Consider the following 13983-nt stretch of genomic DNA (forward strand, 5'->3'; position numbering starts at 1 on the left):
TTACCATCGCCGCACGTTTTCGGGCACGCGCATAAAAAAGAGAGGCCGGGATGTACATCTATCGCTTGGTCCTGCTCCTGGTAGTGGGGATTTATCTGTTCTCCCCGGCCATCATGGATTGGTGGATCGACGCCACTGGCGCCTGGTATCGCCCTTATCTGCTCTGGCTGATTCTGATCGTCGTGACCTTCATCCTGCAGAGCCAAAAAGATGCCGATGAGCTTTAGCCTGACCCAGATGATCCTGATCAGCGCCGCGTACCTGGCGGTGCTGTTCGGCGTAGCCTGGGTCAGCGAACGGGGCATGATCCCCCGGGCGATCATTCGCCACCCGCTGACTTACACCCTGTCGCTGGGCGTTTACGCCAGTGCCTGGGCGTTTTACGGCACGGTGGGCCTGGCCTATCAATACGGCTACGGTTTTTTGTCCAGTTACCTTGGGGTGTCCGGTGCGTTCCTGCTGGCGCCGGTGCTGTTGTATCCGATCCTGAAAATCACCCGCACGTATCAGCTGTCGTCGCTGGCCGATCTGTTCGCCTTCCGCTTTCGCAGCACCTGGGCCGGTGCGCTGACCACGATCTTCATGCTGATCGGCGTGCTGCCGCTGCTCGCCTTGCAAATTCAGGCGGTCGCCGACTCCATCGGCATCCTCACCCGTGAGCCGGTACAGCATCGCGTGGCGCTGAGCTTCTGCGCACTGATTACGCTGTTCACGATTTTCTTCGGCTCGCGCCACATTGCCACCCGCGAGAAACACGAAGGCCTGGTGTTCGCGATTGCTTTCGAGTCGGTGATCAAATTGATCGCCATTGGCGGCGTCGGCCTGTATGCCCTTTATGGTGTGTTCGACGGCCCGCAACAGCTGGAACTGTGGCTGCTGCAAAACCAGACCGCCCTCGCTGCCCTGCACACACCGTTGCAGGAAGGTCCATGGCGTACGTTGCTGCTGGTGTTCTTCGCCTCGGCGATCGTGATGCCGCACATGTACCACATGACGTTTACCGAAAACCTCAACCCGCGCTCGCTGGTCAGTGCGAGCTGGGGCTTGCCGCTGTTTCTGCTGCTGATGAGCCTGGCAGTACCGCTGATTCTCTGGGCCGGGCTGAAACTGGGCGCCACCACCAACCCGGAATACTTCACGCTGGGCATCGGCATCGCGGCCAACAGCAAGGCCCTTGCGCTATTGGCCTATATCGGCGGATTGTCGGCGGCCAGCGGGCTGATCATCGTTACCACCCTGGCGCTGTCCGGGATGGCCCTGAACCACCTGGTGCTGCCGCTCTATCAGCCGCCGGCCGAAGGCAACATCTATCGCTGGCTGAAGTGGACCCGTCGGGCGCTGATCGTTGCGATCATCATGGCCGGTTACGGTTTCTACCTGCTGCTGGGTGCGGAACAGGATCTGGCGAATCTGGGCATTGTCGCCTTCGTCGCCACCCTGCAATTCCTGCCGGGCGTGCTCTCGGTACTGTACTGGCCGACCGCCAACCGCCGTGGCTTTATCGCCGGTTTGCTCGCGGGGATTCTGGTATGGCTGGTGACCATGCTGCTGCCACTGGTGGGCAATCTGCAGGGCTTCTATATTCCGCTGCTGAACATGATCTACGTGCTCGACGACACCAGTTGGCACATGGCGGCGATCGCGTCGCTGGCCGCCAACGTGCTGATGTTCACCCTGATCTCGCTGTTCACCAACGCCAGCAGCGAAGAGGCCAGCGCGGCGGAAGCCTGCGCCGTGGACAACGTGCGCCGGCCGCAACGCCGCGAACTGCACGCCGCCTCACCCCAGGAGTTCGCTACGCAGCTTGCAAAACCATTGGGCGCGAAAGCAGCACAGAAAGAAGTCGAACAAGCCCTGCGCGACCTCTATCTGCCGTTCGATGAGCGCCGGCCTTACGCCTTGCGCCGATTGCGCGACCGCATCGAAGCCAACCTCTCCGGCCTGATGGGGCCGAGCGTGGCTCAGGACATGGTCGAGACCTTCCTGCCTTATAAGGCCGGGGGCGAAAACTACGTCACCGAAGACATCCACTTCATCGAAAGTCGCCTCGAGGATTACCACTCGCGCCTGACCGGGCTTGCCGCCGAACTCGATGCCCTGCGCCGCTATCACCGCCAGACCTTGCAGGAATTGCCAATGGGCGTTTGCTCGCTGGCCAAGGACCAGGAAATCCTCATGTGGAACAAAGCCATGGAGGAGCTGACCGGGATTGCCGCGCAGCGTGTGGTCGGTTCGCGCCTGAGCACCATCGCCGATCCATGGAAAGAGCTGCTGCAAGGCTTCATCAATCTGCCGGACGAGCATTTGCACAAACAGCACCTGGCCCTCGACGGCCAGACCCGCTGGTTGAACCTGCACAAAGCGGCGATCGATGAACCGCTCGCTCCGGGTAACAGCGGCTTGGTGTTGCTGGTAGAAGACCTGACCGAAACCCAGCTGCTCGAAGATAAACTGGTGCATTCCGAGCGTTTGGCCAGTATCGGCCGACTGGCCGCCGGCGTGGCCCATGAAATCGGCAACCCGATTACCGGCATCGCCTGCCTGGCGCAAAACCTGCGCGAAGAGCGCGAAGAAGACAGCGAACTGAAGGAAATCAGCGGGCAGATCCTGGAGCAGACCAAACGCGTGTCGCGTATCGTTCAGTCGCTGATGAGCTTCGCCCACGCGGGGAGTCATCAGCACAGCGACGAGCCCGTCTGTCTGGCGGAAGTGGCCCAGGATGCGATAGGCCTGCTGGCGCTGAACCGACGTAATTTCGAGGTGCAGTTCTACAACCTGTGCGATCCCGATCACTGGGTCGAAGGCGACCCGCAGCGACTCGCACAAGTGCTGATCAATCTGCTCTCAAACGCCCGCGATGCCTCGCCTCCCGGCAGTGCGGTGCGCGTCAAAAGCGAAGCCTGCGAACACACGGTCGACTTGATCGTGGAAGACGAAGGCAGCGGTATTCCGAAGAACATCATGGATAGATTGTTCGAACCTTTCTTCACCACCAAGGATCCTGGCGAAGGCACCGGTCTGGGCCTTGCACTGGTCTATTCCATCGTTGAAGAGCATTATGGACAAATCACCATCGACAGCCCGGCTGATGTTCAAAGCCAGCGCGGCACCCGTATCCGGGTGACCTTGCCGCGTCATGTCGAAGCGACGTCCGCTGTGAACTGAGACCGTCGAGAGTATCGAATCAATGCCGCACATTTTGATCGTCGAAGACGAAACAATTATCCGCTCCGCCTTGCGCCGCCTGCTGGAACGTAACCAGTACCAGGTCAGCGAAGCCGGTTCAGTGCAGGAAGCACAAGAACGCTTCACCATTCCCACGTTCGACCTGATCGTCAGTGACCTGCGCCTGCCCGGCGCGCCTGGCACCGAGTTGATCAAACTCGGCCAGGGCACTCCGGTGCTGATCATGACCAGCTACGCCAGCCTGCGTTCGGCCGTCGACTCGATGAAGATGGGCGCGGTCGATTACATCGCCAAGCCTTTTGATCACGACGAGATGCTCCAGGCCGTCGCGCGAATCCTGCGTGACCGGCAATCCGTGCAAGCCAGCGGTGAACCGGTCGTCGGCAAAGCCAGCAATGGCGCCGCGAAACCGGGTGCCAATAACAGCAATGGCGAAATCGGCATCATCGGCTCCTGCCCACCTATGCAGGATCTGTACAGCAAGATCCGCAAAGTCGCGCCAACCGACTCCAATGTCCTGATCCAGGGCGAATCCGGCACGGGTAAAGAACTGGTCGCGCGTGCCCTGCACAACTTATCCAAACGCGCCAAGGCGCCGATGATTTCGGTGAACTGCGCGGCCATTCCGGAAAGCCTGATCGAGTCCGAACTCTTCGGCCACGAAAAAGGCGCATTCACGGGCGCCAGCGCCGGGCGTGCCGGCCTGGTGGAAGCGGCAGACGGCGGCACCTTGTTCCTCGACGAAATCGGCGAATTGCCACTGGAAGCCCAGGCCCGCCTGCTGCGCGTGCTGCAGGAAGGTGAAATTCGTCGTGTAGGTTCGGTGCAGTCACAGAAAGTCGATGTGCGCCTGATCGCCGCGACTCACCGGGACCTCAAAAGCCTGGCGAAGATCGGCCAGTTCCGTGAAGACTTGTATTACCGCCTTCACGTGATTGCCCTGAAACTGCCGGCCCTGCGCGAGCGCGGCGCGGACGTCAACGAAATTGCCACCGCGTTCCTGGCGCGGCAGAGCGCGCGGGTCAACCGCACCGACCTGAAGTTCGCCCCGGATGCCGAGCAGGCGATTCGTCATTACGCCTGGCCGGGTAACGTGCGAGAGCTGGAAAACGCAGTAGAACGTGCGGTCATCCTGTGCGAGAGCCCGGAAATTTCTGCCGAGCTGCTGGGTATCGACATCGAACTGAGCGATCTGGAAGACGATGACTTCATCGGCCTGGCGCCCCAACAGGGCAACAACACCAGCAACTCCAGCCACGAGCCGACCGAGGACCTGTCACTGGAAGACTACTTCCAGCACTTCGTTCTCGAGCATCAGGACCACATGACCGAAACCGAGTTGGCGCGCAAACTCGGTGTCAGTCGCAAATGCCTGTGGGAACGCCGTCAGCGCCTGGGCATTCCACGACGCAAGACCGGGGTGGCCAGCGAGAGCTGACCTCGCCTGTCTGATGCGCGGGTAACACGTGACAGTGTGAAAAAACTGTTACCTCAGCTTTTTCACGTAACAGAAGCCGGGGCTTACGGTAACGAAGCCCCGGTTTTTTTTGGCCTCTGAAAACCTCATCAGCCGGCCTGATCCCTTGTTTTACTGGGCCTCACAAAAGTTGGCACGCACCCTGCTATATGTTTGGTACAAGAACAATAACAAACAATGCACAAGACAATAAAAATAAGACGAATCGACTCACGCACAATAAAAACAAGACGGCGAGAGGCGCAGCTAACTGATTCTTTTGGAGAGGCGTTGTATTGGGGGCTTGCCCCACGACCAGGCCGAGAACAATAAAAATTGTCATAAGACAGAGCCTGCACTGGTTGGATCGTAAGATCACTGCAACACAGCGACCAAAGCAATCCGTTTGCTCTTGGCTCCCGATTGGGAGGGTCATGAAGGAAAAACTTCATGGCGAGGGCACTCAACAAAAACAAGAAGCCCGAATAAAAAATAAAAATAGAGCACGCAACTACTTTCTTGGGGAGCTTCGGCTCCCCTTGTAGTTTCTGTGATTCGGCATTCACGCTGCCCCTGTAGCAGCTGCCGAGCCTGCGAGGCTGCGTTCGACTGCGGAGCAGTCGCAATACAGGCACCCAGTTTCTTCTGACACACCGCAATCTCTGGTTTGACGACTGCTTCGCAGCCGAACGCAGCCTCGCAGGCTCGGCAGCTGCTACACAGAGCCAATCCGCACTAACAAGCCGCTCCTTCAAGCGCTTGCGCAGCTTCCTACACCATCCCCCGACTAAATGCTAGAATCCCCGCCCATCATGCGGTCATTCTTCGTTTTGGCCGAACATTCCTTCAAACAGTGCATCCCATGCTGAAGAAGTTGTTCCAGTCATTCCGTTCTCCCAAGCGTCATACGCAACACATTCGCAGTACGCCTGAAGTGCTCAACAGCGGCCAACATTCGCTGCAAAAGGCCCAATTCAGTCGCTACGCGGTGAACATTGTCGAACGCCTGCAGAACGCCGGTTACCAGGCTTACCTGGTCGGCGGCTGCGTGCGTGACATGCTGCTCGGCATCACGCCAAAAGATTTCGACGTCGCCACCAGTGCCACGCCTGAGCAGGTTCGGGCCGAATTCCGCAACGCGCGGATCATCGGTCGACGCTTCAAGCTGGTGCACATCCACTTTGGCCGCGAAATCATTGAAGTCGCGACCTTCCGCGCCAATCACCCGCAAAACGATGAAGAGGAAGACAGCAACCAGTCCTCGCGCAACGAGAGCGGGCGCATCCTGCGCGATAACGTCTACGGCACGCTGGAAGAAGACGCGCAACGCCGCGACTTCACCATCAACGCCTTGTATTACGATCCGGTCAGCGAGCGCATCCTCGACTACGCCAACGGCGTACACGACATCCGCAATCACCTGATCCGCCTGATTGGCGATCCAAAGCAACGTTACCAGGAAGATCCGGTACGGATGCTGCGGGCCGTGCGCTTCGCCGCCAAGCTGAATTTCGGCATCGAAAAGCACAGCGCCGCGCCAATCCGCGAGCTGGCGCCGATGCTGCGCGAGATTCCGTCGGCCCGCCTGTTCGAAGAAGTGCTCAAGCTGTTCCTCTCCGGCCATGCCGCGGACACCTTTGAGATGCTGGTCGACCTGCAGCTGTTCGATCCGCTGTTCCCGGCCAGTGCCGAGGCGCTGGAATACAACCCGACGTACACCCACACGCTGATCAGCGAAGCGTTGATCAACACCGACCTGCGGATCAAGCAGAACAAACCGGTGACCCCGGCGTTCCTGTTTGCTGCCCTGCTCTGGCCTGCCCTGCCGGCCCGCGTACTGCGCCTGCAAGAACGTGGCATGCCGCCGATTCCGGCCATGCAGGAAGCCGCTCATGAGCTGATCGCCGAACAGTGCCAGCGCATCGCGATTCCGAAACGCTTCACCCTGCCGATCCGCGAGATCTGGGACATGCAGGAACGTCTGCCACGCCGCAGCGGCAAGCGCGCCGACCTGTTGCTGGACAACCCGCGGTTCCGTGCCGGTTACGACTTCCTGCTGCTGCGCGAAAGCGCTGGTGAACAGACCGATGGCCTGGGCGAATGGTGGACGGACTATCAGGACGCCAACGACAGCGAACGTCGCGACATGATCCGCGACCTCAGCGGCAAGGATGACGGCACCGGCGCTCCACGCAAACGTCGCCGCAGCGGTGGCGCCAAGCGCAAACGCACCGCAGGCGCACCGAGCACCACGGGCGAGTAATCCATGGAACGCATCTACATCGGCATGGGCAGCAATCTGGCTGACCCCGCCGACCAATTGCGCAGCGCTGTCGAGGCGCTGGCGCAGTTGCCGCAGACCGAACTGATCGGGGTGTCCGCGTTTTATCAGAGCGACTCGCTGCTGCCCGGCCAACCGCGTTACACCAACGCGGTCGCCGCCCTCGACAGCACCCTTGCGCCGCTGGACCTGCTGGATGCGCTGCAAGCCATCGAGAACGAACAGGGCCGCGAGCGTATTGAACGTTGGGGCCCACGCACCCTTGATCTCGACATCGTGCTGTTCGGTAATCGGCTGATCGATGAACCTCGCCTCAAGGTGCCTCACTACCACATGCAAGAACGAGCTTTCGTTCTCTATCCACTGGCCGAGCTGGCGCCTGCGGATTTACGTTTGGCCGATGGTCGCAGCCTGAGTGATTTGCTTGCCGCCTGCCCGTTCTTCGGGCTGGAACGCCTGCCCCCCGCTTGACACTCCCACATTGGTTTATGTTGCTCTCGCAGAATCTGCTGAAACGCATCAGTTACCCCGGTAACACCCCTGGCGTAACAACGCGGTAACACACGCAATTGACTTCCCGAGTTCTCCTCACGACTATAGGCGTCCCGCTGCCGCCAACACGGCATTGAAGGGCGCAATCCAGGCCTTAAAAGCACGACAACAGACCGTGCGCCTGTATTTAACGAAGAATCACGCGCGTTACTCGCAGTAGTTTCCACAGCGCCTGAATGAGGAACTTTTCATGCCAGCCATCACCCTGACCACTCTGCAAGGTCTCAAGCTAAAAGGTGAAAAAATCACCATGCTGACCTGCTATGACGCGACCTTCGCCCACGCCTGCAATGAAGCGGGCGTCGAGGTGTTGCTGGTGGGCGACTCCCTTGGCATGGTTTTGCAAGGTCACGACAGCACCCTGCCGGTCACCACCGCGGAAATGGCTTACCACGTGGCGGCCGTCAAACGCGGCAACACCGACGCTTTGATCCTCGCCGACCTGCCCTTCATGGCCTACGCCACCACCGAACAAGCCATGACCAACAGCGCCCTGTTGATGCAGGCCGGTGCGCACATGGTCAAAGTTGAAGGTGCACTGTGGCTGGCGGACTCGATCCGTCTGCTGGCCGAACGCGGTATCCCGGTGTGCGCGCACATGGGGCTGACACCGCAATCGGTGAACATTCTGGGCGGTTACAAAGTCCAGGGTCGCAGCGAGAACCAGGCGCGGCAAATGCGTGCCGACGCCATCGCACTAGAGCAGGCCGGTGCATCCATGTTGCTGCTCGAGTGCGTACCGAGCGAACTGGCTCAGGAAATCACCCAGGCTGTGGGCATTCCGGTAATCGGCATCGGCGCCGGCAGTGGCACCGACGGCCAGGTATTGGTTCTGCACGACATGCTCGGCCTGTCGATCACTGGCCGTGTGCCGAAATTCGTGAAGAACTTCATGGCCGGGCAACAAAACATTCAAGCGGCGATTGGCGCTTACGTCACTGAAGTCAAAGCGGCGACTTTCCCAGGTATCGAACACGGATTCTCTGCATGAACACCGTAAAAACCGTACGCGAATTGCGGGCCGCCGTGGCCCGTGCCCGTGGCGAAGGCAAGCGAATCGGCTTCGTGCCGACCATGGGCAACCTGCACAGCGGTCATGTTGCACTGGTTACCAAAGCCACCCAACGGGTGGATTTCGTGGTCGCGAGCATTTTCGTCAATCCGCTGCAGTTCGGCGCCGGCGAAGACCTCGACAAGTACCCGCGCACCCTCGCGGCCGATCAGGAGAAACTGCTCCAGGCCGGTTGCCACTTGCTGTTCGCGCCAACCGTTGAAGAAATATACCCCGACGGCATGGCCGGTCAGACCCGCGTCAGCGTTCCACAACTTTGCGAAGGCCTCTGCGGCGCCAGCCGTCCCGGGCATTTCGAAGGTGTGGCGACGGTGGTCACCAAGCTGTTCAACATGGTCCAGCCGGACCTGGCAATCTTTGGCCAGAAAGACTTCCAGCAACTGGCGGTGATTCGCGCCCTGGTGCATGACCTGAACATGCCGATCCAGATCATCGGCGAACCGACGGTACGTGCAGCCGATGGCCTGGCGCTGTCGTCGCGCAATGGTTTCCTCAGCGAAGAACTGCGGGCCGTTGCGCCGGTTCTGTACCGCGGTTTGAACCAGATTGCCGACGCGATCAAACAGGGCGAGCGGGATTTCCCGGCCTTGATCGGCGCACAGATCAAGCAGCTTGAAGCGGCTGGTTTGCGTCCTGACTATCTGGAAATTCGTCATGCGCCGACGTTGCGTCCGGCCACCCCGGAGGATCGGGACCTGGTGATTCTGGTGGCGGCGTTCCTGGGTACTACGCGGTTGATCGATAACCTCCATCTGAACCTCGACGCGCCCGCCTAAACACCACAAATCCCCTGTAGGAGCGAAGCTTGCTCGCGAAGGCGTCGCGTCATTCGACATCTGCATCGACTGACATGACGCCTTCGCGAGCAAGCTCCGCTCCTACAGGGAGTTGCGTTGCCTCGCACCCTGTATTGCTGCCCACATTGGCTTTGGGCACAATGCCCGCCGTTCGATTCCGACCTGGGAAAACACTCATGCACGCCATCATGCTCAAGGCCAAGCTGCATCGCGCCGAAGTCACCCACGCTGTTCTCGATTACGAGGGTTCTTGCGCCATCGACGGCGAATGGCTGGACCTGTCCGGCATCCGTGAATACGAGCAGATCCAGATCTACAACGTCGACAACGGCGAACGCTTCACCACCTACGCGATCCGTGGTGAAGAAGGTTCGCGCATGATCTCGGTCAACGGTGCAGCCGCACACAAGGCCAAGGTTGGCGACCGCGTGATCATCTGCGCCTACGCCCACTACAGCGAAGCCGAACTGCTCAACTTCAAGCCACGCATGCTCTACATGGCGCCGGGTAATGAACTGAGCCACACCAGCAATGCCATTCCGGTTCAGGTCGCCTGATCCCGTCTTAGTCCATCCCCCTTCCGTTTATCGGACCGTTCCCTGCTTGATGTATAAAAAAGTACCGGGAACGGGTCAGACAAAGTCAAGACAGATCGCAGCGCGAGGTTTACTGTATTCGCCCTGTGTCATGAAATCGTGTCGACGCAGTTGACCGGACGCCCACCCACAGCGCTCCGGGATTTTTTGTGTTCAAAAGGCCGTTCAAGTAAAAAGGAAACCCGCAGCGATGGCGTATTACCGCACCCCTCACGACGTTACCGCTCTGCCCGCCTGGCAAGCGTTGAATGATCACCGCCAAGCCATGCAAGATTTCAGCATGCGCGAAGCCTTTAATGCCGATCCGCAGCGCTTCACCCAATTCACCCTCAGCAGCTGCGGCCTGTTTCTCGATTATTCGAAAAACCTGATCAACGCCGAGACCCGCGATCTGCTGGTGGGCCTGGCCAACGAAGTCGATCTCCAGGGCGCGATCAAAGCGCTGTTTGAAGGCGAAATCGTCAACGCCTCCGAAGGCCGCCCCGCCTTGCATACCGCGCTACGCCGTCCGGTTGGCGACAAGCTGTCGGTGAACGGCGTCAACGTGATGCCGGAAGTGCACAAGGTCCTGAACCAGATCACTGACCTCGTGGGCCGTATCCACGACGGTCTGTGGCGCGGTTATACCGAGAAGCCGATCACTGATGTGGTGAACATCGGCATCGGTGGCTCGTTCCTCGGCCCGGAGCTGGTCTCCGAAGCACTGCTGTCCTACGCCCAGAAGGGCGTGCGCTGCCATTACCTGGCGAACATCGACGGCAGTGAGTTCCACGAACTGACCCTGAAACTGCGTGCCGAAACCACGCTGTTCATCGTTTCGTCGAAATCCTTCAACACCCTCGAAACCCTGAAGAATGCCCAGGCCGCACGCGCCTGGTACCTGGCTCAGGGGGGGTCGGAAGCCGAGCTGTATCGTCACTTCATCGCCGTCTCCAGCAACAATGCAGCGGCTGTGGCATTCGGGATCCGCGAAGAAAATATCTTCCCGATGTGGGACTGGGTTGGCGGCCGTTACTCGTTGTGGTCGGCCATCGGTTTGCCAATTGCCCTGGCCATCGGCATGTCGAATTTCAAGGAACTGCTGTCCGGTGCCTACACCATGGACCAGCACTTCCAGAGCACGCCTTTCGATCAGAACATGCCAGTGCTGCTGGCCTTGCTCGGCATCTGGTATGGCAACTTCTGGGGCGCGCAGAGCCACGCGATCCTGCCGTACGACCATTACTTGCGCAACATCACCAAGCACTTGCAACAGCTGGACATGGAATCCAACGGCAAGAGCGTGCGCCAGGACGGCACTCCGGTGTCCACCGACACGGGTCCTGTGATCTGGGGTGGCGTTGGCTGCAACGGTCAGCATGCGTACCACCAGTTGCTGCATCAGGGCACTCAACTGATCCCGGCCGACTTCATCGTGCCGATCGTCAGCTTCAACCCGGTGTCCGACCACCATCAGTGGCTGTACGCCAACTGCCTGTCCCAAAGCCAGGCGCTGATGCTGGGCAAGACCCTTGCCGAGGCCGAAGCCGAGTTACGCGACAAAGGCATGAGCGAAGAAGACGTGCAGAAACTCGCGTCACACAAGGTGATCCCGGGTAACCGTCCGAGCAATACGTTGGTGGTCGAACGCATCAGCCCGCGTCGTCTCGGCGCATTGGTGGCGATGTACGAACACAAAGTCTTCGTGCAAAGCGTGATCTGGGGCATCAACGCCTTCGACCAGTGGGGCGTGGAGCTGGGTAAAGAGCTCGGCAAAGGCGTCTACAACCGCCTGGTCGGCAGCGAAGAAACCCCGGCTGACGATGCTTCAACCCAAGGCCTGATCAACTACTTCCGCGGTCGTCACCGCGGCTAACGCCATCCCTGTAGGAGCGAACGGTGCGGCGATCCGACTTGCTCGCGAAGAAGGCGGCTCGGTGTATCAGGTACACCGAGTTATCGTTCTTCGCGAGCAAGTCGGATCGCCGCACCGTTCGCTCCTACAGGGTTGTGTTTGTTTTCAAGTCTTGAACCCTCTCCCCACTCGGCGCATCTTTAGATCTTGTCGCAAAACAAGAATAAGGAACCGTCATGTTCGATATCAGCACGTTCCCCCAAGCCGATGCCGTCCGCCGGGCCGCACAATTAAGTCAAGACGACTACAAGCGCCTGTACCGCCAATCCATCGATCATCCCAGCACCTTCTGGGCCGAGCAGGCCACACGTTTTCTCGACTGGAGTACGCCGTGGGAGACCGTCCAGCGCTATAACCTGAAAACCGGTGAGGCAAGCTGGTTCGCTGGCGGAACGTTAAATGTCAGTTACAACTGCATTGACCGTCACCTAAAAAAGCGCGGCGATCAAATCGCGATCATCTGGGAAGGCGACGACCCTGCCGAATCCGCGCAGATCACCTACAAAAAACTCCATCACAACGTCTGTCGCCTGGCCAACGTGCTCAAAAGCCGTGGCGTGAAGAAAGGCGATCGCGTGTGCATCTACATGCCGATGATCCCCGAAGCCGCCTACGCCATGCTCGCCTGCACGCGCATTGGTGCGGTGCATTCGGTGGTGTTCGGTGGTTTCTCTCCGGACTCCGTGCGTGACCGGATTCTCGATGCCGACTGCCGCACTGTGATCACCGCCGATGAAGGCGTGCGCGGTGGTAAATTCGTGCCGCTCAAGCAGAAAGTCGACCAGGCGCTGCAAAGTTGTCCGAACGTCAGCACTGTCATCGTGGTCGAGCGCACTCAGGGTGAAGTGGACTGGGTCGAGGGCCGGGACATCTGGTATCACCAGGCGCTGCGCGACGTCAGCGACGATTGCCCGCCTGAGCCGATGGACGCCGAAGACCCGCTGTTTATCCTCTACACCTCCGGCAGCACCGGCAAACCCAAAGGTGTGTTGCACACCACCGGCGGCTACCTGCTGCAAGCGGCGATGACCTTCAAGTACGTGCTCGACTACCGCGACAACGAAGTCTTTTGGTGCACCGCCGATGTCGGTTGGGTCACCGGCCACAGCTACATCGTCTACGGCCCGCTGGCCAACGGCGCGACCACGCTGATATTCGAAGGCGTGCCGAGCTACCCGAGCAGCTCGCGCTTCTGGCAGGTGATCGATAAGCACCAAGTGAACATTTTCTATACCGCCCCGACTGCCTTGCGTTCGCTGATGCGTGAAGGCCCCGAACCGTTGAAGGAAACTTCTCGCGAGAGCCTCAGACTACTTGGCAGCGTCGGTGAGCCGATCAACCCGGAAGCGTGGGATTGGTACTTCAACGTCGTCGGCGAGCAGCGTTGCCCGATTGTCGACACCTGGTGGCAGACCGAAACCGGCGGCATCATGCTCAGCCCACTGGTCAGCGCGCAACGGATCAAACCCGGCTGTGCCACACAACCGATGTTCGGCGTGCAACCGGTGTTGCTGGATGAAACGGGCAAGGAGATAAAAGGCGCCGGCAGCGGCGTGCTGGCGATCAAATCCAGCTGGCCGGCGCAGATCCGCAGCGTCTACGGCGACCCGCAACGAATGGTCGACACCTACTTCAAGCCCTACCCCGGCTACTATTTCACCGGCGACGGCGCCCGGCGCGATGAGGACGGCGACTACTGGATCACCGGACGCATCGACGACGTAATCAACGTCTCCGGGCACCGCATCGGCACCGCCGAAGTGGAAAGCGCCCTGGTGCTGCACGACAGCATCGCCGAAGCCGCCGTGGTCGGTTACCCCCACGATGTCAAAGGCCAGGGCATCTACGCCTTCGTCACCCCCATGAACGGCACCGAGCCCAATGACGAACTGAAGAAAGAACTGCTGGCTCACGTCAGCGAGGAAATCGGCAGCTTCGCCAAACCGGACCTGATCCAGTGGGCGCCGGCCTTGCCGAAAACCCGTTCGGGCAAGATCATGCGACGGATTCTGCGCAAGATCGCCTGCAATGAACTGGACAGCCTGGGCGACACCTCGACCCTGGCCGACCCGAGCGTGGTCCAGGAGTTGGTCGATAAACGCCTGAACCAATAAGCTCATGTTTTAAACTTCCCAGCGCGGCCCGTAAT

General features: G+C 59.7%; 10 protein-coding genes. All 10 read left to right on the plus strand.

What is annotated here, in order from left to right; all coding sequences use genetic code 11:
• Positions 1–50: 50 nt before the first annotated feature.
• Complete coding sequence (locus ACYZT3_RS25045; RefSeq protein ID WP_003176118.1) at positions 51–227, plus strand: hypothetical protein; 177 nt, start codon at positions 51–53, stop codon at positions 225–227.
• The gene (locus ACYZT3_RS25050; RefSeq protein WP_462030969.1) at positions 211–3165 is read left to right on the plus strand and encodes a sensor histidine kinase; all 2955 of its coding nucleotides are present in this window, start codon (positions 211–213) and stop codon (positions 3163–3165) included. The genes ACYZT3_RS25045 and ACYZT3_RS25050 overlap by 17 nt, the downstream gene beginning before the upstream one ends.
• A gap of 22 nt (positions 3166–3187) precedes the next feature.
• Complete coding sequence (locus tag ACYZT3_RS25055; protein WP_282381816.1) at positions 3188–4624, plus strand: sigma-54-dependent transcriptional regulator; 1437 nt, start codon at positions 3188–3190, stop codon at positions 4622–4624.
• 880 nt (positions 4625–5504) lie between these two features.
• Entirely contained in the window at positions 5505–6905 is a 1401-nt protein-coding gene (locus tag ACYZT3_RS25060) for a polynucleotide adenylyltransferase PcnB (protein WP_282381818.1), read from the plus strand.
• Positions 6906–6908: 3 nt separating this feature from the next.
• Positions 6909–7394, plus strand: a complete 486-nt coding sequence (gene folK, locus ACYZT3_RS25065; protein ID WP_282381821.1) for a 2-amino-4-hydroxy-6-hydroxymethyldihydropteridine diphosphokinase — start codon at positions 6909–6911, stop codon at positions 7392–7394.
• 271 nt (positions 7395–7665) lie between these two features.
• Positions 7666–8466 carry a 3-methyl-2-oxobutanoate hydroxymethyltransferase gene (gene panB, locus ACYZT3_RS25070; RefSeq protein ID WP_282381823.1) on the plus strand — a complete coding sequence of 267 codons (801 nt, stop codon included), beginning with the start codon at positions 7666–7668 and terminating at the stop codon, positions 8464–8466.
• Complete coding sequence (panC, locus tag ACYZT3_RS25075; protein WP_462030970.1) at positions 8463–9323, plus strand: pantoate--beta-alanine ligase; 861 nt, start codon at positions 8463–8465, stop codon at positions 9321–9323. Before panB ends, panC begins: the two co-directional genes overlap by 4 nt.
• A 197-nt stretch (positions 9324–9520) precedes the next feature.
• Entirely contained in the window at positions 9521–9901 is a 381-nt protein-coding gene (panD, locus tag ACYZT3_RS25080; protein ID WP_003228271.1) for an aspartate 1-decarboxylase, read from the plus strand.
• 229 nt (positions 9902–10130) lie between these two features.
• Positions 10131–11795, plus strand: a complete 1665-nt coding sequence (gene pgi, locus ACYZT3_RS25085) for a glucose-6-phosphate isomerase (protein ID WP_462030971.1) — start codon at positions 10131–10133, stop codon at positions 11793–11795.
• 215 nt (positions 11796–12010) lie between these two features.
• On the plus strand, positions 12011–13948 hold the full coding sequence (gene acs, locus ACYZT3_RS25090; protein ID WP_282381833.1) for an acetate--CoA ligase: 1938 nt from the start codon (positions 12011–12013) through the stop codon (positions 13946–13948).
• The last annotated feature ends 35 nt before the right edge of the window (positions 13949–13983 follow it).

The organism is Pseudomonas sp. MDT1-16, assembly GCF_054898115.1.